14 protein-coding genes are annotated in these 25,891 nt (G+C 42.9%); 10 read left to right on the top strand and 4 right to left on the bottom strand.

The features are described from left to right. Positions 1-69: 69 nt before the first annotated feature. The 3 genes from EMP01_RS10500 to EMP01_RS10490 form a co-directional block, all read right to left on the bottom strand. Positions 70-2,376: a TonB-dependent receptor gene (locus EMP01_RS10500; RefSeq protein ID WP_161971313.1), complete on the bottom strand. Its 2,307-nt coding sequence runs from the start codon at positions 2,374-2,376 to the stop codon at positions 70-72. Next, positions 2,376-2,738, bottom strand: coding sequence for a heavy-metal-associated domain-containing protein (locus EMP01_RS10495; RefSeq protein WP_129021472.1), 363 nt, complete (start codon positions 2,736-2,738; stop codon positions 2,376-2,378). Before EMP01_RS10495 ends, EMP01_RS10500 begins: the two co-directional genes overlap by 1 nt. Positions 2,739-2,804: 66 nt before the next feature. After that, positions 2,805-3,236, bottom strand: a complete 432-nt coding sequence (locus tag EMP01_RS10490; RefSeq protein ID WP_129021471.1) for an HYC_CC_PP family protein — start codon at positions 3,234-3,236, stop codon at positions 2,805-2,807. 109 nt (positions 3,237-3,345) lie between these two features. Here EMP01_RS10490 and EMP01_RS10485 point away from each other — a divergent pair, with 109 nt between their 5' ends. The 7 genes from EMP01_RS10485 to EMP01_RS10455 all read left to right on the top strand — a co-directional run bounded on the left by EMP01_RS10485 (position 3,346) and on the right by EMP01_RS10455 (position 19,682). Beyond that, positions 3,346-4,416, top strand: a complete 1,071-nt coding sequence (locus tag EMP01_RS10485; RefSeq protein ID WP_129021470.1) for an RluA family pseudouridine synthase — start codon at positions 3,346-3,348, stop codon at positions 4,414-4,416. Between the two features lie 10 nt (positions 4,417-4,426). Next, on the top strand, positions 4,427-5,569 hold the full coding sequence (locus EMP01_RS10480) for a hypothetical protein (protein ID WP_129021469.1): 1,143 nt from the start codon (positions 4,427-4,429) through the stop codon (positions 5,567-5,569). A 170-nt stretch (positions 5,570-5,739) separates the two neighbouring features. Beyond that, a complete protein-coding gene (locus EMP01_RS15735) occupies positions 5,740-12,147 on the top strand; it encodes a gliding motility-associated C-terminal domain-containing protein (RefSeq protein ID WP_237559519.1) in 6,408 nt (2,135 codons plus the stop codon). A 440-nt stretch (positions 12,148-12,587) separates the two neighbouring features. Further along, a complete protein-coding gene (locus EMP01_RS10470; protein ID WP_129021468.1) occupies positions 12,588-16,634 on the top strand; it encodes a gliding motility-associated C-terminal domain-containing protein in 4,047 nt (1,348 codons plus the stop codon). A gap of 202 nt (positions 16,635-16,836) precedes the next feature. Then, the gene (locus tag EMP01_RS10465; protein WP_129021467.1) at positions 16,837-17,772 is read left to right on the top strand and encodes an ABC transporter ATP-binding protein; all 936 of its coding nucleotides are present in this window, start codon (positions 16,837-16,839) and stop codon (positions 17,770-17,772) included. Positions 17,773-17,796: 24 nt separating this feature from the next. Beyond that, positions 17,797-19,089, top strand: coding sequence for an ABC transporter permease (locus EMP01_RS10460; protein ID WP_129021466.1), 1,293 nt, complete (start codon positions 17,797-17,799; stop codon positions 19,087-19,089). A gap of 65 nt (positions 19,090-19,154) precedes the next feature. After that, positions 19,155-19,682, top strand: a complete 528-nt coding sequence (locus EMP01_RS10455) for a 3-hydroxyanthranilate 3,4-dioxygenase (protein WP_202616051.1) — start codon at positions 19,155-19,157, stop codon at positions 19,680-19,682. Positions 19,683-20,320: 638 nt separating this feature from the next. Here the strand turns inward: EMP01_RS10455 and EMP01_RS10450 are convergent. Beyond that, positions 20,321-20,710 (bottom strand): hypothetical protein, encoded by a 390-nt coding sequence (locus tag EMP01_RS10450; RefSeq protein ID WP_129021465.1) that lies wholly within the window; start codon positions 20,708-20,710, stop codon positions 20,321-20,323. A 404-nt stretch (positions 20,711-21,114) separates the two neighbouring features. Between EMP01_RS10450 and EMP01_RS10445 the strand changes: the two genes are divergently transcribed. The 3 genes from EMP01_RS10445 to EMP01_RS10435 all read left to right on the top strand — a co-directional run bounded on the left by EMP01_RS10445 (position 21,115) and on the right by EMP01_RS10435 (position 25,836). Next, complete coding sequence (locus EMP01_RS10445; RefSeq protein WP_129021464.1) at positions 21,115-23,199, top strand: ATP-dependent endonuclease; 2,085 nt, start codon at positions 21,115-21,117, stop codon at positions 23,197-23,199. Further along, on the top strand, positions 23,181-25,163 hold the full coding sequence (locus tag EMP01_RS10440) for a UvrD-helicase domain-containing protein (protein WP_129021463.1): 1,983 nt from the start codon (positions 23,181-23,183) through the stop codon (positions 25,161-25,163). Before EMP01_RS10445 ends, EMP01_RS10440 begins: the two co-directional genes overlap by 19 nt. A 67-nt stretch (positions 25,164-25,230) precedes the next feature. Beyond that, entirely contained in the window at positions 25,231-25,836 is a 606-nt protein-coding gene (locus EMP01_RS10435; RefSeq protein ID WP_129021462.1) for a hypothetical protein, read from the top strand. Positions 25,837-25,891: the final 55 nt, after the last annotated feature.

Here is a 25,891-nt window from a genome sequence, read left to right as displayed (position 1 = left end):
CTAAGGTATCAAAATTATCTCCTGCCGTTGGCGTAAGACACAGGATATAGCTGGCATGCAATACTTAGTCTATTTCAAATTAAGGCGGAAACCGGCATAGATATTTCTGCCCATTCCCGAACCCCAAACCAGTGAGGCATCAAAGTTATTACCAAAAGGATTGGATGCGTCGGTTATCAGTGGGTGCTGCATGATATTTCCGATGTTCTCCATGCCCAGGTACACTTCATATTTACCCTCTTTGAATGATTTGTTGATCTGCGCATTCATCATCCAGTAGCTTGGCGAATAATCCGAACCATGTACATGCTGCTCATGATCGTTATAGCGTTGTGGCACACGTTTGGTCCCGATCCATTGCACGGTATAGTCAAACTTCCAGTCATTGCGGGTACGATAACCGATATTGGCAAAGGCTCTTTTGGCCGCTACCAGTGGTTTTTCCTTCAATCCGCTGTTGTATTGGGTTTTGATATCATAGAAGCGGTACGCCAGGCGAACATCCAGATTACGGATCAGTTCATAATCAAGCTGTGCATGTATGCTGTGCGAATAAGACTTTCCGTTCAGGTTATAGAAGTTTACTTTATTGTACTCCTCCATATCTACCACAATCTGGTTGGTGAAATCGGTAAAGTAATAATCTACACCAAAGCTACCGTCACGATAGTTCAGTCTGAACTTCTGCGTCAGGTTCAAACCCATATTCCAGGCCACTTCGGGCTTGAAGGGGTAAGTATTATTATTTAACGTACTGATATCATTGCCATTGATCATAAATGCACGCGAAGAAGCCATCAGTCCCATATTCTCTGTCAGGAAATTGGCCGTACGCTGTGCTCTTCCTACAGAAGCACGAATGGCAGTATTTTCAGCCGGTGCATAACGCAGGTGCAGCCGAGGCGTAAGGAAAGCCCCGAAGAGATTATGATAATCGGCCCTCAGTCCGGCTACCATATTGAATTTGTTCAGGTACTTATACGCATATTCTGCAAATACTCCCGGTACCACTTCGGTACGTTTCAATGGCGTACCGGTAAATGTTTCCTGGTATGCATCATATTGAGCACTGGCCCCACCTTTAACCGTATGATTGGTATTATTGATTATAGTCTGGTAGATATAGTTGGCATAGAAGCTCTGCTGACGACCATTATAACTACGGGCACCGTATTGATTATCCTGTTCGTGAATGGTTGCGGCAAGCTGCAGCCCCATACTTTTATAAGGCTTTTCCGGGAATACTTTACCGATCTTGGCCCAGCCTTCCAGACGATTCACCTTATTTTCATAACCCCATGGATTACCGGCTACCTGTGGTGTACCCTCAGCGTAATTTGTCTGTCCGCCAATAGTATTCAGGTTTACGACTTTAATGCCGCCCTGGATTTCGAGGCCACGGTCTCCGAAATAGAACCAGCGGTTACTGCCGACAAAGTTATTCCCTCTCGGGTTGTCCAGGAAGCCATCATTATTCATATCGACCTTCATCCAGTCGGAACGTCCATGGAGCAATACACTTGTGCTTAAATGTTTGTTGAAATTATGATTATACACCAGGTTGCCTTCTGAACGGCCCTGTGTGCTCTGATAGCCATTGATGAGCCATTTAGGCGCCTTATCTTCAAATGGTTTGATCCATTCCACATTGATCTGTCCGGCTGTACCTTCATAACCATTCACCACACTGCCGGTACCTTTGCTCAGCTGCATGCTTTCGACAAATGTACCCGGAGTAAAGCTAAGGCCGGTAATGGAAGCCAGTCCGCGTATATCAGGTATATTCTCTCTGGTAAATGTTGTGTATGCTCCCGCCAGACCCAGCATCTGGATCTGCTTATAGCCGCTTACAGCATCGGTAAAGCCGACATCAACAGAAGGAGTAGTTTCAAAACTTTCGCTCAGGTTACAGCAGGCTGCCTTCATCAGTTCGCCGCTGCCGATCTTCTCTACTTTCATAGTGCCACTCAGGCCGATCTCTGTTGTCTTGCGGCGGCTGGTTACCTCTACAGTACCCAGCTCCTTGCCTTCTTTAAGGCCGGCCTCCTGCATCTTCACCTCTATGGCAGTAGTACCCGCAGTAAGGGAAACCGTTTCTGTGCGGTAGCCCATAAAACTGAATATCAACTGGCTGGTACCGGCTGGTACTTGTATAGTGAAGGCTCCGTTCTCGTCCGTAACCTGGTGGTGACGATTGTCCGGGGTATGTATGGTCACACCTACCATACCATCTTTCTGCTGAGCATCAAATACATGACCCGTAACTGTTTGCATAGCTACGATCGTGTCTGCCACTGCATCCTGCGCAGATGCCTGGCTGACTGTACCCGATAAACCCAGGGCAAAGACAAAGCTTAATGGGATTGCTTTATGCATTAATGGGCGCATTCAGCACCATCATTATATGCGCAGCAGGAAGGAAGTTTTTTGTACTGATCCTTATCGGCCAGTATAGCTCCGGCATCGTGTCCTTTGCGGGCTATACTTTGTTCGATTGTTTTCAGATCGGTTTTGTCTGAATTATATACCAGTTTCAGTTCCTGGGTTTTCTGATCCCAATCGGCACGTTTAACTCCTTTAATGTACGCGGCATCTTCAATACGTTTTTTGCACATACTGCATACACCTTTTACCTTAATGGTTTCAGATTTGATCTTTGAAGATTCCTGTGCAAATGAGGAGATTGGGGTAGAATATATTGTAAATAGGGCCGTTAAGGCTATAATAGACTGTCTCATTGTTTAATGAATTATGTATCGGGTTAGTAAAAGATTCAAATGAATAATAAACATCCAAGTGAAGTTTTAACCGTAATACACAATGCGCTGAAACAATTTATATAAAGGAATGTCCTGCCAGAGCCCGGGTGGAGGGGCATTGGCATCATATGATGCCTGCTCTACTCCGGCCACATAGGGAGCTTCATATACGGCATAATGCAGTAATGGTGGCACGGCGGCTACTGTCTGCAGTAATTGTAGCTGCTTGGCTGCCTCTACATGCTGGTCGGCACTGATTTTTAAAGAAATAGCTACATTATCGCAGCATTCCTTATCCTGTTTGCTGATATGCTGATCCGCAGATTTGTCTTTTGCAGCAGCGCAACAACATGATTTGTTCGACTCCAGGAAACTGATTGACTCTATTTCCTGCCCGCAGAAATGCATTTGTACTACCGATCCGGAAACGGACAGGCTGTACATAAACAGCATTAATATGGCGAACATTTTTTTCATTCAACAGCGAAAATAGGAAATAAAACAGCCCGATGAAACTAATATTGTGATTTTATAAATTTTTAACTAATATAGATGTTGTATTTTCGCGGTTTAAATTTTTGAATGTATGCATACAGAAGAATGGGAAGACGAGGAATTGACGGAAAGTGAAGATGGCGAACAGGAACAAGAACTGGAGGAACGGCTCCGTATAATAGTAGATAAAGGGCAGGAACCCCTGCGTGTAGATAAATTCGTCATGAATCGTGTGGAAGGTGCTACGCGGAATAAGGTGCAGATTGCTATTGACGAGGGCCACGTATTGGTTGATGGCAAAACGGTGAAGTCTAACTTTAAGGTAAAGCCGGGCATGGAAGTTGTTGTTTTTGACAACCGCCGTCCTGATCGTACCGATATTATACCGGAACAAATGGATCTGGACATTTTCTATGAAGATGATGATGTACTTGTGATCAATAAGCAGGCTGGTATTGTGGTGCACCCGGGCAGCGGTAACTATTCCGGTACGCTGGTCAATGGTGTAGCCTGGTACCTGAACCCTCCTGAAGATAAAGGTCGTATTATAGAACTGCCAAGAGTAGGGCTGGTACACCGTATTGATAAAGATACGAGTGGTCTGATCCTTGTGGCTAAAAACGAAGCTGCTGCTAAGCATCTGTCTTTACAGTTTCAGGCACATACCATCCACCGTCGTTATATCGCGCTGGCATGGGGCCACTTTGAACAGCCGGAAGGCACGATTACCGCCAATATCGGTCGCAATATGCGCTTCCGTAAAAAGATGGATGCTTTCCCTGACGGAGATTATGGTAAGCATGCCGTAACGCATTATAAAGTACTGGAACAATTTCATTATGTTTCTCTGCTGGAGTTCAGACTGGAGACCGGCCGTACGCACCAGATCCGTGTACACAGCCGCCTGATAGGTCACCCGCTTTTTAATGATGAAACCTATGGTGGAGACCGTATTGTAAAAGGAACGGTTTATTCCAAATACAAACAGTTTGTAGAAAACTGTTTCAAATTAATGCCGCGTCAGGCCTTACATGCCAAAGAGCTGGGATTTGTGCATCCTGCTACAGGGGAGCAAATGCTCTTCAGCTCCGAACTGCCGGACGATATGGTTGCGGTGATAGACAAATGGAGAAAATATATCGTTAAAGAAAACCAAGCTTAACTAATATTACATGAGTACACGCTTTTATGCATTATTGCTGCTGTTATCCGGCTCCTTAACGGCACATGCCCAGATCAGTAACAAACCGGAACAGCTGGATATGCGCGCACTGCGAAAGCTGGATGATGGATTGTATTTCAGCGTGTACTCTAATAATTTTTTCAGGAATAATGAGTATTTTCTGCCCTCTCTGAGCGGATATACCTTATTTGGAACCCAGAATACTTTTGCCCTCACTTATAAGCCTAATAAGCATGTAAGTCTGCAGGGTGGGGTATACCTCAAAAAAGATTTCGGCACCGATGGTCTGGTTAAGGTGGCTCCCTGGTATCAGCTGGACTTGCATCGTAATGGCTATAGCCTCACTTTCGGTAACCTCGCGGGTAACATAAGCCATGGCATGATAGATCCTATGTATGGGTATGAAAGACTTATGACTAATTACCTGGAGCATGGCATTCAATTGAAAGCCGATAAAAAACACATCTACACCGACCTTTGGGTAGACTGGCAAAAGCAGCAATACTACGGGGTAAACTATAATGAACGGTTTACTGTAGGTAACCATACCCGTATTAAACTATCCTCCGGAGATAAAGCACACCGCTTTAGTATACCTGTACAATTGCTGGCCAGCCATAACGGAGGCCAGTGGGATACAACCAGTGCGCCGACGGTAACCCTGTTTAATGCAACGGTTGGTCTGGACTGGGTACATAAACTTAAATCAGGAAACATTGTCAAAGGGATAGGGGCAAATGCCTATTATCTATACTATAAAGATCTTGCTGGTAACAGTGATATGCCTTACCGTAACGGCTCTGGTATTTATGCCAATGCCAATGTGCGCTTCAAAGATGGATTTTACACTACGTTGAGCTACTGGCAGGGTAAACAATTCATTTCGCCAACGGGAGGAGTCCTGTTCCAGTCCCAGAGCTTTAATCCCAACAAGCAGGAATTGCCGGCACGGGAGCGAAAGTTGATCACCCTGGGTCTGGCATACCAACGCAAGGTGATGAAGGAGATTGACCTCGATGTACGTCTTGAACCTTTCTATGATCTCAACTACCAGAAGCTTAACTACAACTACAGTCTGTTCCTGACTTATCAGCCTCATTTCTTGTTGAAGAAGGGCAAGCTATCTAATTAATTAACAATGGTTAACAAAACTGATTAACATAGGTTAACTCCGCTCATTTTCTTTACAAAAATGCCCCGCTTAACGCAAACATAATTGACATTGCTATATATGTGTTGTAAATTTATAGAACTTTAACATATTAAGGTTTTAACATTTTTTCAACTACATTTTACAGGGGTATGGCAAAGCATCTACATTTACTAGTATGGTTTTGTCTGGTATGTTTTTCTTCCAGGGCACAACTAGGCATGACGGTTACGGACACAACAGTTTGTAAGACAACAACATTTTCGGTTTGCGCGACACCACCGGCCAGCACATTGCCAAACATCGACATGGATGACAAGTTTTCATCAGCGATCAGCATTGGCTTTCCGTTTACATTTTATGGCCAAACGTTTACGCAACTGGTTATTTCAGACAACAATTTTATCTCCTTTAATACCAGTCTGGCAGGACAGGTAAGCCTGTTTAAGTATCAGGATGCCTTAGGTGCAGGTCAGCTGGATAATGTGATTATGTTTCCTTTCCAGGATCTGAACCCTTCTAACAGCAATGGCATCATTCGTTATAAAACCATTGGCAGTGCACCAAACAGGAAGTTTATTATTGAATTTTGTAATGTGGGTTATTATAGTTGTAATGGTATTACAGCTACCGATCAGCTTGTATTGAGCGAGGGTACGAATACTATTGAGATGCATATTGCACAGAAACAGGAATGTGCCACCTGGCCAATCGGTACTTCGGTTGGAAAGGGGGTACAGGGAGTACGGGCCACCTCAAATGCAACAGCGGTATTTGCAGCGGGCAGGGGACCAGCAAGTACAACCTGGACTGCATCCGGAGAAGGCATGCGCTTTACACCATCCGGCAGTTCGAGCTATACGGTAAGCAATATCGGCTATAATCAGGAACCCTTCTTTAATCCTGGCGGAACATTTGCCTGGTATGCCCAGGGTAGCAGTACGCCATTTGCAACGACCAACTGTGTGAGTATTACTACGAATCCGGCTGTGAACTATTATGTAGCGGTGTATACCGGTACGATCGGCTGTAATTCTAATGTGACCATGACGGCACAGGATACCGTATTTGTACATCATAATAATATCACTGCAACCAAAACACTTTCTTATTGCAGCAATCAACTACCCGTTACATGGAATGGCTTGACCATTCCTGCAGGTACTACCAGTCAGAATAACTTTGGTACCGCACTGGTTACCGGAGGCACTTGCGACACTACATTTACGGTAAACCTGAATATTACTCCGGCTGTTATACCCACATTTACGCAGGTAGATACGATATGTTCCGGCGCAACAATGAATCCATTACCGACCACTTCCAACAACGGAATCAACGGTACCTGGAGTCCGGCAATCAATAATACAGCGACAACTACTTATACCTTTACTCCAAATGCTGGTACCTGTGCTGCATCAACGACAATGACAATTGCCGTAAGACCTAGTATACAACCATTTTTTGGTCAATACCCGCCGTATTGTATTGGTAGTACGATACCACCATTGTCCACAACATCTGCCAATGGTATAACAGGTTTCTGGACACCTTCACCGATCAGTAATACCACATCAGGAACCTATACTTTCCACGCTACATCACACCCTTGTGCCTTACCGGCGGTTATGTATATACAGATCAATAATAATACGGTACCTACCTTTAACCAGGTAGATCCTATTTGTATCGGCGGATCATTAGGAGCATTGCCTACCACATCTACTAATAATATACATGGTAGCTGGAGTCCGGCTATGAATAGCCAGGCGACTACTACGTATACCTTTACACCGGATGCCGGGCAATGTGCGGTGCCAACCACCATGACCGTACAGGTATTGCCAATCCTGGAACCTACGTTTACACAGGTACCTCCTGTATGTCTAGGAGGTGTGCTAGGACCATTACCCACAACATCCAACAATGGATTTGGCGGTACCTGGAGCCCGGCCCCTAATAGTGGTGCTACGACTACCTATACTTTTACACCGAATCCGGGACAGTGTGCCGATACCGCAACAATGACTATTGTGGTATTACCCAATACAATCACACCTACCTTCAATGCCATTCCACCGGTTTGTTATGGCAGCACAGCTAATCCACTACCTCCAACTTCTACAAACGGCATTAACGGTGGCTGGAGTCCGGCCTGGAATAATACGGCTACCACTACCTATACCTTTATACCTGAACCCGGACAATGTGCTGTTAATACCACTATGACTGTAACGGTAAACAGTGTAACACCAACCTTTGCACCGATTCCTGCGGTATGTTACGGTGCGCCTAATCCACTCCAGTCAACTTCTTCCAATGGTATCACTGGTACCTGGAGCCCGACCTGGAATAATACTGCAACCACTACCTATACCTTTACCGCTAATCCGGGACAATGTGCAACGGGCAATGTAAGCCTTACGGTAGTTGTAAACAGTACTACTCCGTCATTTACACAGGTAGGACCTATATGCCAGGGGGCTACCGTAGCTCCGTTGCCTACAACCTCCAACAATGGGATTACCGGTACCTGGAGTCCTGCGGCGATCAACAATAACACGACTACTACATACACCTTTACTCCAACAGCGGGACAATGTGCTGCCACTGCTACGATGACAATTGTCGTAAACAGTGCAACACCATTATTTACGCAGGTGCCTGCTATCTGTGCGGGTGCACCGCTGGCAGCATTGCCTACAACGTCCAACAATGGTATTACCGGTACCTGGAGCCCGGCTATAAACAATAACACTACAACGACCTATACCTTTACCCCAACTGCCGGACAGTGTGCTGCTGCTACAACCATGACCATTACGGTAAATCCGGTTGTGGTGCCACAGTTTGCACAGGAGCCTTCAGTGTGTCTGGGTACCAAGATCAATCCGATACCAACGACCTCTCTGAATGGTGTACATGGTACCTGGAGCCCGGTAGCCAACAGCAATGTAACCACTACCTATACGTTTACCCCTAATGCCGGACAGTGTGCCACTACGACCACTATGACCATCGTAGTGAACCCGATTGTGAACCCCGTATTTACACAAGTGGCTCCGATCTGTGCAGGCAGCACTTTAAATCCATTACCGACTACAGCCAACAACGGCATTACCGGTAGCTGGAGTCCTGCTATAAACAATACGGCGACAACAACCTATACCTTTATCCCGGATACTACACAATGTGCCAATCCTGCCCAGATGACCATTACGGTTAATCCTCTGATTACACCGGCCTTTACCCAGGTAAATTCGATCTGCGCCGGAGCAACCCTGAGTCCTTTGCCTACAACGTCTACGAATGGTATCAATGGTACCTGGGCGCCAGCACTGAATAATACAGCGACCACTACATATACATTTACACCAACGGCAGGACAATGTGCTACCACGGCAACCATGACCATTGCTGTAAATAATAATACAACACCTACTTTTGCGCCATTAGCACCTGTTTGTGCAGGAGCCCCTTTAAGTCCTTTACCAACGACATCTACTAATGGTATCAATGGTACATGGGCACCTGCGCTGAATAATACAGCGACCACAACCTATACGTTCACGCCAACCGCAGGTCAATGTGCGAATACTACAACCATGACCATTACGGTAAATCCAATCGTTACCCCAACGTTTACAGCAGTAGGACCGGTATGTGCAGGTACTTCTTTGGGAGCCTTACCTACTACGTCTACGAATGGTATCAGCGGTACATGGTCACCTGCATTGAACAATACCACAACCACTACTTATACATTTACGCCGACCGCAGGTCAATGTGCCAGCACTGCAACGATGACTATTACGGTAAATCCTCTGGTGATACCAGCCTTTACACAGGTCAATTCAATCTGTGCCGGAGCAACCTTGAGCCCTCTGCCTACAACATCTACCAATGGTATCAATGGTACATGGGCACCGGCACTCAACAATACGGCCACCACTACATATACGTTTACGCCAACTGCAGGTCAATGTGCCAGCACTGCAACTATGACGATTGCTGTAAATAATAATACAACACCTACCTTTACGCCAATAGCACCTGTATGTGCAGGAGCGACTTTAAGTCCTTTACCAACGACATCTAACAATAGTATTACGGGTATATGGTCACCTGCGCTGAATAATACAGCGACCACTACCTATACCTTTACGCCAACCGCAGGACAGTGTGCGACGACCACAACGATGACCATTACCGTAAATCCGGTCGTTACACCAACCTTTACTGCGGTTGGGGCAGTATGCTCTGGAGCTGCGCTGAGCGCCTTACCTACAACATCTACCAACGGCGTCAGCGGTACCTGGTCACCAGCACTGAACAATACAGCGACCACAACCTATACCTTTACACCAGCTGCCGGACAATGTGCGACAACTACAACGATGACCATTACGGTAAATCCGAATGTTGCACCTGCGTTTACACAAGTAGCCCCAATCTGTTCGGGAGGTGCCTTGAGTGCCTTACCTACAACATCTACCAATGGTATCAGCGGTACCTGGGCACCGGCACTGAACAATACAGCGACTACTACGTATACGTTCACGCCAACAGCAGGACAATGTGCCAGCACTGCAACGATGACCATTACAGTGAACCCTAACCTGACACCGGCATTCACTCAGGTGGCACCGATCTGTAGCGGAGGTACGTTAAATGCCTTACCTACAACATCTACCAATGGTATCAGCGGTACCTGGGCACCTGCACTGAATAATACGACTACTACTACCTATACGTTCACACCAACAGCAGGTCAATGTGCGAATACCACAACGATGACCATCACGGTAAATCCAATTGTTACACCAACATTTACAGCAGTTGGGCCGGTATGTGCCGGCACTTCTTTAAGTGCCTTACCAACCACTTCGCTGAATGGTATTAACGGTAGCTGGAGTCCGGCTATCAATAATATGGCGACCACTACCTATACGTTCACACCAGCTGTGGGACAATGTGCCATCAGTACCACAATGACGATTGCGATCACTCCAAGTGCGACACCTGCTTTTGTACAGGTAAATCCGATCTGTAGTGGTGCACCACTTGCGGCTTTACCTACGGTTTCGACCAATGGTATCAGTGGTAGCTGGAGCCCTGCTATCAATAATACAACTACAACTACTTATACGTTTACTCCTGCTGCCGGCCAGTGTGCCTTACCGACAACCATGACGATTACTGTAAATCCGAATGTAATACCGGTATTTACGCCAGTTGGCCCGGTTTGTGCAGGAACGCCAATCAGTCCCTTAGCTACCACATCTACTAACGGAGTAACCGGAACATGGTCTCCGGCCATAAACAATATGGCTACTACAACCTACACCTTTACTCCTGTTAGCAACGGACAGTGTTCTGGCAGTACTACCATGACTATTGTCATTAATCCATACCTGACAGGCACCCGCAATGTATCTATGTGCGAAGGCGGTAGTTATACCTTTAACGGTCTTGTTTATACTGCTTCTGTAAATGGCGTTAAGGATACTATTCCTAATCAGAATACCTGTGACAGTATCATCACCCTGAACCTGAATGTATATCCGAAAACATATGGTACCCAAACGGCGACCATCTGCCAGGGCAATACTTATGTATTCAATGGGGTGAACTACACTACATCCAACAGCACAGCGAAAGATACACTGGTCAACAGTCATGGCTGTGACAGTATTGTTACGCTGAACTTAACGGTAGTACCGGTTAACCCGATCAGCGCTACTTATAATCTGACAGGATGTGGTACTGTATATTTCAACGGACAACCTTATAACAACAATGCAGTGGTGCATGACACCTTACATACCCAATTGGGTTGTGACAGCCTGTATCGCACCACAAACATTACGGTGTATCCGGAATACCACTACGGACAAACGATCGATACTATAGCCTGTGGTAAACTGGTATATGATGGGGTTACTTACACAGAAAGTGTTACCATAAAAGATACCTTATATACCATACATGGCTGCGATAGCGTGATCAATAACATTAATATACAGATCGTCAATTTTGAATTACAGGCGACCGTAACACCAGAAGATCCTTATGAAGGTGAAGAAGTACATATTCAGACTTCAGGCAACATGCCATATGCGGTTATTTCCTGGACACCATTCTCCTTCTTTAGCGATCAGACTGCATTGTCGCAAACCTTTACAGCCACAACCGGACAGCATGTAATCATTACCGGGGTAGGACCTGGAGGTTGTAGAGATACAGCTGTGGTGGACTTTAAAGTAAGACCTTACCAGCCGGAGATTATGATCCCGAATGCCTTTACACCAAACGGCGATGGACAAAACGATGTGTTCATGCCGGTGCTGAGTATTGACAGAGGATACCAGTTAACAGACTTCAGAATATTCAACCGCTGGGGCCAGTTGCTGTTCTCTACGTCACATGTCAACATAGGCTGGGACGGTACCTTTAAAGGAGCGCTGCAAAGCCAGGATGTATACTTCTATGCAGTAACTATTGTACTGATGGACGGTACGAAGAAATTCTATAAAGGAGATGTAACACTGCTCAGATAAATTAATCTTTAAAAATTCAATGGGCCCTGTGAGAACGGGGCCCTTTGAATTAACATTTACGACCGAGCCAATGATTTTATGAATGCCGGATGTATAAGGCCTTTCGAGCGATCTGTACTATACAGATCGCTTATTGTTTTCATCACAGCGATAGCCATTTTTGGTTGGAGATGCGAGCGCGCCACACGTTAAGCTCAGACGATCAATGCACGGCAACGGTACAAAATGGCAGTGCCTTAGCAATCGCCTTGATGAAAACAAAGGCATTCTGGTCCTTTTTTTGCCCGACAAAAGGACCAATAAAATAGTTGACCACATGCGTATGGTCAGTTAACATTTTTTAACCTGCACAACGCGTTTATACACCTCAAAAATGTTTCTTTTTTAACATATTATAATATCTTTATAGAGTATAAAAGTGTAAAAATACCCTTCCATATATGACAAAACGCTGCTATGGTATATTCTGGATACTGCTATTCATATGCAGCTTTACCGTCCATGCCCAGATGGATATTACGATCAGTGATACGACTGTATGTAAGGCCACCACATTTAATGTTTGTGCGGCAACCCCTTCCAGCACCTTATCCAATATCAGTTTTGATGATGAATTTTCTACAGTGATTAATATAGGTTTCCCTTTCAGTTTTTACGGGCAAAACTATAGTCAGTGCGTTATTTCAGACAATAACTTCATCTCTTTCAATACAGCACTTGCCGGTCAGCACAGCGACTATGTATATGCCAGCGCAGAGACAGCAGGAGAACTGAATAATGTAATCATGTTCCCATTCCAGGACCTGAATGTGGCTACATACCCGGTCAGTACAATCCGGTATATGACAACGGGCAAAGCCCCGAACAGGCGCTTTGTGGTTGAGTTCTGTCGGGTAGGGTATTACCAGTGTACCAGTATGGAGACGATCAATCAATTGATCTTATACGAGACCAGCAATGTGATTGAAATGCACATCAATAAAAAACAAAATTGTACCAGCTGGCCCAGTACTACCGCTGTAGGCAAAGGCGTGCAGGGAGTAAGGGGAATGACTAGTGCATCGGGGGTATTTATTGCCGGCAGAGGACCAACCAGTGCCGCATGGACGGTTACCGTACCCGAAGCACAACGATTCACCCCATCGGGTAGCACCTATACCACCAGCAGTATAAGCTATGCACCAATACTGTTCTTCAATGCAGGGGGTAGTTATACCTGGTATAAAGGCAATAGTACTACACCATATGCTAACACAAACTGTGTGTCCATTACCACCGATACAGCAACGGATTATTACATAGCCAAGTACACCGGTACTATAGGTTGTAACTCCACAACAGTCACTACCTTGTATGATACACTGAATATAAATTACCTGAATCCGTATGTACCCATTACGCTTTCCTATTGCAGCAATCAGCTACCTGTAACATGGAATGGGCTTACAATTCCTGCCGGAACTACAACACAGTCTAATTATGATACGATCAATGTAACCGGAGCCAATATATGTGATACCAATTTTGTCATCAACCTGAATATCCAGCAGGCCGTCACACCGGCATTTACACAGGTGGCACCGATCTGTAGCGGAGGTGCTCTTGCAGCATTGCCGACAACTGCTACTAACAATATTAGCGGTACCTGGAGTCCGGCTTTGAATAATACGGCAACCACCACCTATACTTTTACCCCAAGTGCAGGCTCCTGCGCTACAACAGCAAGCATGACTGTTACGGTGAACCCGAATGTAACACCAACATTTACACAAGTCGCGCCCATTTGTTCGGGAGGTACACTGGCGGCTCTGCCGACTACGTCCACTAATAACATTACCGGTACCTGGAGTCCGGCATTAAACAATACGGCCACCACAACCTATACCTTTACCCCAACGGCAGGATTATGTGCGACAACAGCGAGCATGACTGTTACGGTAAACCCTAATATAACGCCAACCTTTACACAGGTAGCACCCATCTGTGCCGGAGGCACATTAAGTGCATTACCCACTACCTCATTGAACGGATATACCGGTACCTGGAGTCCGGCATTGAATAATACAGCGACCACAACGTATACCTTTACCCCAACGGCAGGACTATGCGCTACAACCGCAAGTATGACCATTACCGTCAACCCGAATGTCACGCCCACCTTCACACAAGTGGCACCTGTATGTGCCGGAACGGCAGCATCACCATTAGTCAATACCTCCACCAACGGGATCAGTGGTACCTGGGCACCAGCCTGGAATAACGCCACCACCACTACCTATACCTTTACACCGAATGCTGGTTTATGTGCGACCAGCACCACAATGACGGTAACCGTCAATCCGAATATCACCCCAACCTTTACCCAGGTACTGCCGGTATGTGTGGGTGCGACTTTAGCACCCTTACCGACTACCTCGCTGAACGGGTATACCGGCACCTGGAGCCCGGCATTGAACAATACGGTAACCACTACCTATACATTTACCCCAACAGCGGGACAATGCGCTACTACAGCGACGATGACGATACAGATCAACAACAATATACTACCTGCATTTACACAGGTGGCACCGATCTGTTCCGGAGCTACATTGAATGCATTGCCGGTAACCTCAACAAACGGAATCAATGGCACATGGGCGCCCGCATTGAATAATACCGCAACGACAACCTATACATTTACCCCAACTGTCGGACAGTGTGCGATACCAGCCACCATGACAATAGTCGTGAATCCTATTCTGACACCGGTGTTTACACAAGTCGGACCAATCTGTTCCGGAGCAGCCCTTGCAGCATTGCCCCTTAGCTCCACCAATGGGATCAGCGGCACCTGGAGTCCGGCTTTGAACAATACTGCTACCACTACCTATACCTTTACGCCCAATGCCGGTCAGTGTGCTAACAGCACAACTATGACTATTACGGTGAATCCGAATACGACACCCACATTTACACCGGTGGCACCCATCTGTGCCGGAGCTGTTCTGAATGCATTGCCCACGATTTCTAATAATGGGATCAGCGGCACATGGACACCAGCTATTAATAATACCGTAACCACTACCTATACGTTTACGCCCGTAGCCGGCGTATGCGCCACCACTACGACGATGACTATTGTGGTGAATCCGCCAACTATTCCGGCATTTACCCAGATACCACCGGTATGTATCAATACGCCACTGGCTGCATTACCAACTACTTCAAATAACAGCATCAGCGGTACCTGGAGCCCGGTTATCAACAACACGGCTACGACAACGTACACTTTCACACCGACTGCAGGACAATGTGCTGCCACCACAACGATGACTATTGTCATCAAGCCATACCTTACCGGCAACCGGAATGTGTATATCTGTGAAGGGAATAGCTACACATTTAACGGCATCACCTATACTGCATCTGTAAGCGGGGTCAAAGACACCATACCGAATGCCAATGCCTGCGATAGTATCATCACCCTGAACCTGGCAGTACATGCTAAAACTTATGGCATACAGCAGGCCACAATCTGTGCGGGTAACAGCTATACCTTTAACGGCATAGTATATACCACTCCGAATAATACCGCAAAGGATACACTGGTCAATGCCAATGGTTGTGACAGTATTGTTACCCTTAACCTGAATGTCGTATCGGTAAACCCGGTAACTACCAGCCAGGCACTGACCAGCTGTGGTAGTATTACTTTTAAGGGTGTTACTTATACAACCAATGCAACCGTACAGGATACCCTGCATACCATATATGGGTGCGATAGCTTATACCGTACTACGCAACTGACGGTTTATCCAGAATACCATATCACCCAGATTATTGATACTACCAGCTGTGCCAACTTTGTGTACAATGGAGTGACCTATACCCAGAATGCATTGGTAAAAGATACCTTCAAGACATCGCATGGTTGCGACAGTATGATCCGGGATATCAATATCCGTATCGTACATTTTGATCTGCAGGCCAGCATCAATCTGGACAATCCTTATGAAGGACAGGAGGTGACGATCAGTACCCACAGTGCAGACGGACAACCATATTCGGTATATTCATGGACCCCAGCCAGTGCCTTTGCCGATCAGCAAAGTCTCTCCCAGAGCTTTAAAGCAACGACGGGCATGACGGTAGTAATTTCCGGCACCAGTGAGGAGGGCTGTACCGATACGGCTAAAGTAAGCTTTACCGTAAGGCCATACCGTCCTGAGGTTATGATGCCTAATGCCTTTACGCCTAACGGAGATGGGGTTAATGATGTCTTCATGCCGGTCCTTGCTATAGACGATGGTTACCAGCTGACCGATTTCAGAATTGTGAACCGCTGGGGACAGTTACTCTTTTCTACGGCACATGTCAATATTGGCTGGGATGGTACTTTCAAAGGCCAGCTTCAGAGCCAGGATGTGTATTGCTACCTCGTCACGATCGTATTCCTGGATGGCTCTACCAAAACATTTAAGGGAGATGTAACGCTGCTGCGATAAACAACCTCACCATATTCAAGGCCCTGTCTTATAGGCAGGGCCTTGTTATGCACGGAATACCGCCAATCAATGTAAATCCAAAAAGGGTGAAATATGAGGGGATATATTTTCATTGCCATCTCTGTTTAAAAATTCTCCGCTATCTTTGAGTGATTGCCATCGCGCAATAAGATTTATTCTGTACACTAAGGATTTACGCATAATGCAAGACAACAACATTTTACTTTCTGTTCGTAACCTGAGCAAATCGTACGCTGCACATAAGGCTGTAGACGACATTAGTTTTGATATTGAACGGGGCAGCATCTTCGGATTGCTGGGACCGAACGGGGCAGGGAAGAGCACCCTGCTGCGCATGATCACCGGTATCTTTTACCCGGATTCCGGCTCCATCACCCTGGACGGACAGCCGTTTGAAGGATTGAAAAATACCGCCATGATCGGCTATATGCCCGAGGAGCGTGGCTTATATAAAAAGATGAAAGTGGGGGAGCACATCCTCTACCTGGCACAGCTTAAAGGCCTGAATAAGGATGAAGCCATAAAACGTGCCCGTTACTGGATCGAGCGCCTGGAGATGGGCAGCTGGTGGAACAAAAAGGTAGAAGACCTGAGTAAAGGCATGAGCCAGAAACTGCAGTTTGTCGCTACGGTAATACATGAGCCCAAACTCCTGATCCTGGACGAACCCTTCAGCGGACTGGATCCGGTTAATGCAGAGGTGATCAAAAATGAGATCTTCCGCCTGGCCAAGGAAGGCAGCACCATTATCTTCAGTACCCACCGTATGGAGCAGGTAGAAGAGATCTGCGACAAGATTGTACTCATCAACCTCGGACACAAACTGCTCGACGGTAGTGTATACCAGATAAAACAGGATTATAAAGAACATATCTTCAACCTGCACCTGTCTCAACCCGCACAGACGGTACCTGCAGATATTACCGTGCTGGAGCGAAAAGACAATACCTTGCGTTTTCAGTTACCGGCAGAGCGTTCGGCCAATGATGTGTTACTGCACTATATCCAGCAGCAGAACAATATCCTGGCATTTCAGGAGCACCTGCCTTCACTGAACGAGATCTTTATACGCCTGGTTGGTAATACACCAACTGCACGTCCTTTTGACAGCAATTAAGTTTCCCTTTAAACAATACTTCCAATGAAAACAGGAATCATTATAAAACGCGAATACCTGACCCGTGTCAAGAAACGCTCTTTTATCATTACCACCTTATTATTACCCTTATTATTCATCGGTTTCAGTGCACTGACTACTTACCTGACCGTAAAGAGCTCCAGCGCAAAAACCGTTAAGATTGTTGATGACAGCCATCACTTCGTCAATAAAATAAAATCAACCAAGAATATTGCTTTCGAATTCAGCCTTAGTCCGCTCGATTCCCTGAAGAACCAATTAAAAGCAGGGGAGTTCGATGCCCTGGTATATGTACCAGCATTCGACATCCAACAGAAACAGACGGTAAATATTTTCAGTAACGAGCAACTCGGTATCGAAGTAGAAAACGAACTGTCTGATCAGATGAATGATCAGTTGCGTAACGAACGCCTGCAAAGTGCGGGCATCAATCAACAACAGTACGAGGCCGCAAGCCGCTCCACACTTACATTTGAAAACAAAGTAGGGCAGGAGGAGAAAAAATCTAACTCTGCTATTGCCAGTGGTATCTCTACCGTATCCGGATTCCTGTTATATTTCTTCATGCTACTTTACGGCATGAGTGTGATGCGCAGTGTGATGGAAGAAAAAACCAATCGCATTGCAGAGATCATCATCAGCTCTGTAAAACCATTTCAGCTCATGATGGGTAAGATCGTAGGCGTAGCCCTGGTCGGACTCACACAGGTATTGATCTGGGTTGTATTCCTGGGCGTAATCTTTATCGGATTCGGATCTATGATGACCGGAAAGATTGATGCACAGCAGGCTACACAGATCGCGCAGGCTGCACAGGGCAGTGGTAAGGCAGAAATGATGCAGATGATCAGTACCACACTGGGTGGCATCAACTGGTTCAGCATTGCAGGCTGGTTTATCTTTTATTTTTTGGGCGGATACTTCCTGTACGCAGCATTGTTTGCAGCAGTGGGTAGCCTGGTAAACGAAGATCAGCAGGATGCACAGCAGTTTACCACCATCATTACGTTACCGATTATCTTCAGTTTTATCCTGATGACTGCAGTGATCAAAGATCCGAACAGTGGTATGGCCGTATTTGGCAGTATCTTCCCGCTGACTTCACCGATTGTGATGATGGCGCGTATACCGTTTGGTGTACCGACCTGGCAGTTGCTCACCTCCGCAGCCTGTCTGGTACTGGGTTTCATCGGTACTACCGCAATGGCCGGAAAGATCTACCGTACCGGTATCCTGATGTATGGTAAGAAAGTAACCTTTAAGGAAGTGGGCAAATGGATTTTCCGTAAAGGATAAACGGAAATATAAAAAAAGCATTACCTTTAAGCATTCAATATTCATAAAGCATACCTAAAGATATTATGGCTATACAGCGTCCCTTTAACCTGAACAAATGGATCGATGAACACCGTCACCTGCTGAAACCACCGGTAGGTAATCAGCAAGTGTACAAGCAAGTAGATGATTTTATCGTAATGGTCGTAGGCGGCCCCAACAGCCGTAAAGACTTTCACTACAACGAAACAGAAGAGCTGTTTTATCAGCTGGAAGGCGATGTAGTGGTGCGCATCATTGAAGACGGAAAGATCGTACCTATTGAAATCAAGGAAGGGGATATGTTCCTGTTGCCGGCACGTGTACCACACTCACCGCAGCGCGGACCCAATACAGTAGGCCTGGTGATCGAACGCGTTCGCCCCGATACTATGCTCGATTCTTTTGCCTGGTATTGTGAGAACTGTTCTCATAAATTATACGAAGAATTTCTGCCGGTAGCCGATATCGTAACGCAGTTACCGCCGGTGATGAATGCCTTTTATGCAGACGAAGCAAAACGTACCTGCACCGAATGTGGCACCATTATGGAGCCGCCACAGAAACTGGCATAATCAATAAAATATTGCCTCGAAAAAAATATGCTGCAGAGCCGTAAAACGTTCCTGTGGCATATTTTTTTGTATCCGATATCATACCCTGAGGTACTTGAAGGGTACTATCGCCGTGATTAAAACAAGAAAGCGATCCGTACAGTACAGATCGCTCAAAGGGTATTAGAAACAGACTTTATGCTTCTCGTCATTTCGAGCACAGCGTAGCCGGGGCTGAGAAATCTCAATGTCCGTCCTTTTGTCCGGCAACAAAAGGACCAAAAATGCCTTTGTTTTCATCAAGGCGATTGCAATGCACCGCCATTTTGTACCGTTGCGTGCTTTGATCGTCTGAGCTTAACGGTTGATACTTTCAATGCTCAACGATCGCATCTCCACTCCAAAATGCCTATCGCTGTGATGAAAACAAGAAAGCGATCCATACCGTACAGATCGCTCAAAGGGTATTAGAAATCGCGTTACGAAACTATCTTTTTCACGCACAACAGTCTTTATGCTTCTCGTCATTTCGAGCACAGCGTAGCGACGTCGAGAAATCTCCTCATTTAATGACAATAAAAGCAAAAGGCAGCAATCAGACCAGGAAATGAATTTAAAATGTTGCTAAATGGAGAACCTCTTATATTATGTTAAGTAGCTTATTTAAACATAAATACCATCACCTGCTCATCACCTTCCAGCTTGCGCTCCCGGATAATAATCCCTTCCGCCTTAGGATATTTCTGTTTGACCTGCAGCGTAACCGTATCAATCGGTTTCTTAGGTACACGACCTTGTCGCAGCAGTTTTACCAGCTCCGCATCAGCTTTGAAAGAATCTACCACCACAAAAGCATCTTCAGGCTCCTCGTGTATATACACCCAAAGCTCATTAGATTCAATCAGCGCAGAAACACCAGTAGTCACCACAGCAGACTTCAGCGCAGGCTTCTGCGCATACAACACCGTAGTGCTGCATAGCAGGAATAAGGAAAAGAATACAGACTTCATACCATACAATAATACAACAAAAGGTGAGTTTAATATCATAATGAAACAGTAAAATCGAAAACAGTAGGCAGGGGGCTTATAGAAACAGCTGAGATGTAGTTCGAGGTTTGGGGTTGAATTGCTGTAGGATAATAAGGAAGATTATTGTCTTAAAATGAGTGTAAGGGTGTTTTATAATTCATTACTTAACATAATATAAATTATAGGACAAAAAATTTAATCCAATAAAAAACAATTAAAAGGATGTGCAATCAAATTTTATGTCATAAAATTTAGAGTACCGTATTTTTACGGTTAAAAAAACGTGGATAATATCACTTAGAAGAAAAAAAATAATTTGCATTTTACAAGAAAAAATGGCTATTCCCTTAATTGCTAAATAATTTACATTATATCATAGGTGATAAATCAAAACCCTAAATTTCTTATCATAAATTGCTGTTATGAAGATAAAAAAAATAGAAGTTGAAAACTTTAGATTGTTGAAAACATTTTCAATGGACCTTGAAAATGAGTTATCTCTTATTATTGGCAAAAATAACACGGGGAAAACCTCTATTCTATCAGTTCTTGATAAATTTATAAATGAAAAAAGCAAATTTTCCTATGAGGACTTTAATATCGATTTTAAAAACGATTTAGAAGGTTTAATTAAGTCAGCTGCTGTTCCTGATGAATTCCCATCTAAAGGAGTTAAACTGAAAATTTATATTGAATATAATGATTCTGATGATTTGTCTAATGTAAGCAGAGTATTGATGGATTTAGACCCCGAAAATAACAACATTGTTCTGGGTTTTGAATACACTGTTAGTTATAGTGATTTTTTAAGAATAAGAACGGACTATCCTGCCTTCACCGCTAATGAAAATGCCAAAAAAATTAAGAAGAAAGAATATAAACCAAGAGAACTGAAAGATTTTTTAAAGCAAAACTTAGAAGCTTATTTTAAGATTCATAAATTCTCTTTTGAATACGATACTGTCACAAATAAGATTACTGAAACTAAACCAATTGACCTTGTTCGTGAAAATATTAATTTAAAAGACATAATCGGCTTTAAATACATAAGTGCAAGAAGAGATGTGACCAACAAGGAAAAGGAAAACACCCTCTCAAAACAGACTTCCAGCCTTTATAAAAAGAAAGAAGATAGTAGTGATAAAACCCAGGCTACAGAGGATTTCAAAGATCAGCTTTCAGAAACCGACAGCACATTAAGCGATATTTACAAAAAATTATTTAAAGATGTAATAAAAAAAGTACAGGATTTTGGCGGTGTTAAGTTAAATGACACAGATATAGAAATTATTTCAACTTTACAGCATAGAGAATTGCTTGAAGGAAATACTACAGTAGTATACACTCACGATAATCATAAGTTACCGGAGCACTACAATGGCTTAGGTTATATGAACCTAATAAGTATGATTTTTGAGATTGAAATTTTAGTACAAGACTTCAAAAAAGAAAAAGATAAAAAGCCAGCAGATATAAATTTACTCATTATTGAAGAACCCGAAGCGCACACCCACCCCCAAATGCAGTATGTCTTTATAAAAAATATTAAAAAACTGCTTGGGGAAGGGATTAAAAGAGATGATGGCATAGAAAGACCATTGCAGTATATAATTACTACACATTCATCGCATATTGTAGCAGATAGTGATTTCGATGATATCAAATATTTGAAAATAATAGTAAAGAATAGTGTAACTGCCAAAAATCTGAAAGACTTAAGAGTGCAATATGATGCCGACCAGAAACAATATCAATTCTTAAAACAGTACCTAACAATTAGCAGAGCTGAAATCTTTTTCGCTGATAAGGCTATTCTTATTGAAGGAGATACAGAACGGATTTTGATACCAACTTTTATGCTAAAAGTTGATTTAGAAGAAGCTAAACGTTTAGAAGCAGAAGGAAAAGCCGATGCATTTTTACCGCTTCTATCTCAAAATATATCAACTATAGAAGTTGGGGCATACTCTCAAATTTTCGAGAAATTCATTGAGTTTTTAGGTATTAAGACTTTGATACTTACAGACATTGACTCCATTGGAGATATTGGCAATAAAGATAAGCAAGGTAATCCAATTATTGAAGCCTGTGAAGTAAAACTGGGTGCCGAGACGAGCAATAACGCATTACTACATTTTCTAGCAGGCACTTCTTGGGAGGATTTAAAAATTTTACCAATCGCAAAACGAACAAAAAAAATTGAGAGTTCAATAATTTGCCTATGCTATCAACAGGAAGAAGACAATTATCACGCAAGGAGTTTCGAGGATGCCTTTATCCACGTAAATCGGGCATTTGTAAACAATAAGAAAGATGAATTTCAAGGATTACAAAATAGAAAGTTATTTGATGATTGTGCAAATAATGCTTATATATTAGCAGGTTCTTGCGTTAAAAAGAAAACCCATTTCGCATTGGATATCTTATATCATAGTGATAAAGAATTCAGCAACTGGAGTATCCCAGCTTACATTAAAAATGGTTTATTATGGTTGAAGGAAGATTAAATTTAGAACCAGAAGTACAGGAAATTTTCAAATCAATTGACGAAGGAAGGAATTTTCTTTTGAGTGGTGGTGCAGGGAGTGGGAAAACCTATTCCTTGGTAAATGTAATTCGCCAGACAATAGCTGAAAATCCAACTGCTAAGGTCGCTTGTATGACATATACCAATGCAGCAGTTAAAGAAATTGAGGAAAGGGTAAATCATAAAAATCTCAACGTATCTACGATACACGATTTTTTGTGGGATAGTATTAAAAACTTTCAAAAAGAGCTTAAAGAAGCACTTATCTCCTTAGCGAATGATGAGGATGTTACAAGAATTTCTATTGAAGAAATCAACCCCGTTCCAGATAATTACTATGCAGTTTTACCTGATGGAATACAGTACAAAGAGTTTGTAAGAATACGCGAAGGAATTATATCTCACGATGAATTAATTATAGTAGCCAATCACCTTTTTGAAAAATATCCTAAGCTTAGCAGTATTGTAAAAGATAAATATAAATTCATTTTTATTGATGAGTATCAGGATACAAGCAAGGCTGTTGTAGAAACATTTCTTACCCATTTTAAAAAAAGTGAGCGAAAGAATATTATCGGTTTTTTTGGGGATGCGATGCAATCAATTTACGAAGAAGGTATTGGTAATTTAGACGATTATAAAGGAAGTGATCTTGATAAAGTAAATGAAATCCCAAAGAAACAAAATAGAAGGAATCCTCAACTTATTATTGATTTAGCAAACAAACTTCGTACCGATGGTATAACTCAAGAACCTTCTACTGACCCAAATGCTCCAAACATGATTGGAGGTTCAATAAAGCCAGGTACTGTTTTGTTTCTACATTCTGCTGATGGAGATATTCAAAAAGTTAAAAAGTTTTTGGAAGAAAATTATAGTTGGGATTTTAAAAATTCAAAAGAAACAAAAGAACTAAACTTAACTCATAATTTAATAGCAGGCAAAGCGGGTTTTAGAAGCTTGATGGATATTTATGATAAAGATCATATATTAGGCTATAGAGATAGGATTAAAAAGTATATTAAGGATAATAATGTTGATACAGACTTTTCTGAAAATACATTTGGAGAAGTAATTGAAGCTTTACAGCAGGACAAAATCGGAAAAGAATTAAACGCTGTCAGTCCAACGAATACAATGCAGACTTTTATCGATGATAATGCAGAATTATATGCTTATGCCAAATCATTAAAATACACTGAATTTTCCAAAATATACGTTGACAAAGATCAATTACTTGATGATAAAAAACAAGATGAAGATGATGAAAAAAAGAAAGGCTCCAAAAGAGATAATCTTATTAAGCATTTATTCAAAATTCAGAATAACATTTCCCTCTATCAGAATAAAAAATACAATGAGTTTTTAAGGGTAACCGATTATCGAGTTAGAATAATAAACATTGCAAGCAAAAAAGCTTTAAAAGAAAATATCGAAAGTCTTGTGAATGTTGGAGATAAAACAATTGAAGAAGTCATTAATGATGCTAGTAAAAAGGAGATCTGTTTGATTGATGACAAGGTAATTTCCTTTAAAGAGCATAAGGAGTACTTATATAATCGGGTAAAGGCTGTTAAGTTTAGTGAATTTCAAAAATTGTATGAATATCTAGAAGGACAAACACCATTTTCAACGCAACACAAAACTAAAGGAGCAGAGTTTAATAACGTCTTAGTTATCCTAGATAATGGTAATTGGAATGATTACAATTTTAGTTACCTCTTTGATCAAGAAAACATTTACCAACAGCTTGTAGATGGGAAATCAAAGACGAAAAGTAAACTTGAATCTTTTCCAAGAGTTCTAGCAAGGACTCAAAAAATATTCTACGTGTGTTGTACGCGTGCAAAAGAAAATTTAGCAGTATTCTTTCACAATCCAGATGCACAAATTATAACAAAGGCTAAAGAATGGTTCGGAGATGTTAATGTAGTACCTATTTAGTAACAGTAACCAATTTTTAATGTAGCTTATTTGTTACTACAACTAAGAAATATAAATATTAAACACAATGATACCAATACCATATTACATTTCCGATGAGTTAAAAGCACATATATTAAATCAATGTCCAACAGCAGAATCTGGTTGGGAGTTTGCAAATCAAGATGAAGACACATTAACTGGAGATTTCTTTGGTAAAATGAGAACCCAATGGCATACTAATAAGGACTACGAATGGCGTTTTCATTATAATAAAGTAAGAGGAAGAGGAAGAAATGCAATGGAGAAAACAATTGGTGCAGACGGAATAATTACACTGCATTATCGTGATAGAATAACAGACCAAGATTTTTATAAATCCTTAGTCTTTCAAGCGAAAAAAATAAATAATCCTATCAATAAAGATCAATGGAAAAAAATGAATGCTTTTTTCCCTGGAGGAAATATGATCGTTTGTTATAGCCCTCAGGGATATAATTGCTATATTAATAACAATACAACTAATAAACTGAGTCTTTGTAAAATAATTGCTGAGGATTTCTTGCAGTGTAAGATCGGAATAATGGGATTATACTACGATCATAAGGATAATAAATTTATCCGCCCCAATAATGTCCCGACTAAAGGAACTGTAGATCATGAATTAATGATCGAGGTCTTTAAAAATCCTTAGAAAGTAAATATTGAGCTTAAAATTAGTCATTATTACCAAATCGAATAACTCTCCC

This window comes from Edaphocola flava, from assembly GCF_004118155.1.
In the GTDB taxonomy this organism is placed as follows: domain Bacteria; phylum Bacteroidota; class Bacteroidia; order Chitinophagales; family Chitinophagaceae; genus Edaphocola; species Edaphocola flava.
This window is presented reverse-complemented; position numbering and strand designations above follow the sequence as displayed.

Bases quoted from the DNA above. Each gene is read 5' to 3' on its own strand.
- EMP01_RS10450 (WP_129021465.1), bottom strand. From the start codon at position 20,710: ATGATATTAAACTCACCTTTTGTTGTATTATTGTATGGTATGAAGTCT.
- EMP01_RS10460 (WP_129021466.1), top strand. From the start codon at position 17,797: ATGAAAACAGGAATCATTATAAAACGCGAATACCTGACCCGTGTCAAG.
- EMP01_RS10435 (WP_129021462.1), top strand. From the start codon at position 25,231: ATGATACCAATACCATATTACATTTCCGATGAGTTAAAAGCACATATA.
- EMP01_RS10500 (WP_161971313.1), bottom strand. From the start codon at position 2,376: ATGCATAAAGCAATCCCATTAAGCTTTGTCTTTGCCCTGGGTTTATCG.
- EMP01_RS10495 (WP_129021472.1), bottom strand. From the start codon at position 2,738: ATGAGACAGTCTATTATAGCCTTAACGGCCCTATTTACAATATATTCT.
- EMP01_RS10480 (WP_129021469.1), top strand. From the start codon at position 4,427: ATGAGTACACGCTTTTATGCATTATTGCTGCTGTTATCCGGCTCCTTA.
- EMP01_RS10440 (WP_129021463.1), top strand. From the start codon at position 23,181: ATGGTTGAAGGAAGATTAAATTTAGAACCAGAAGTACAGGAAATTTTC.
- EMP01_RS10485 (WP_129021470.1), top strand. From the start codon at position 3,346: ATGCATACAGAAGAATGGGAAGACGAGGAATTGACGGAAAGTGAAGAT.
- EMP01_RS10455 (WP_202616051.1), top strand. From the start codon at position 19,155: ATGGCTATACAGCGTCCCTTTAACCTGAACAAATGGATCGATGAACAC.
- EMP01_RS10470 (WP_129021468.1), top strand. From the start codon at position 12,588: ATGACAAAACGCTGCTATGGTATATTCTGGATACTGCTATTCATATGC.
- EMP01_RS10490 (WP_129021471.1), bottom strand. From the start codon at position 3,236: ATGAAAAAAATGTTCGCCATATTAATGCTGTTTATGTACAGCCTGTCC.
- EMP01_RS10445 (WP_129021464.1), top strand. From the start codon at position 21,115: ATGAAGATAAAAAAAATAGAAGTTGAAAACTTTAGATTGTTGAAAACA.
- EMP01_RS10465 (WP_129021467.1), top strand. From the start codon at position 16,837: ATGCAAGACAACAACATTTTACTTTCTGTTCGTAACCTGAGCAAATCG.
- EMP01_RS15735 (WP_237559519.1), top strand. From the start codon at position 5,740: ATGGCAAAGCATCTACATTTACTAGTATGGTTTTGTCTGGTATGTTTT.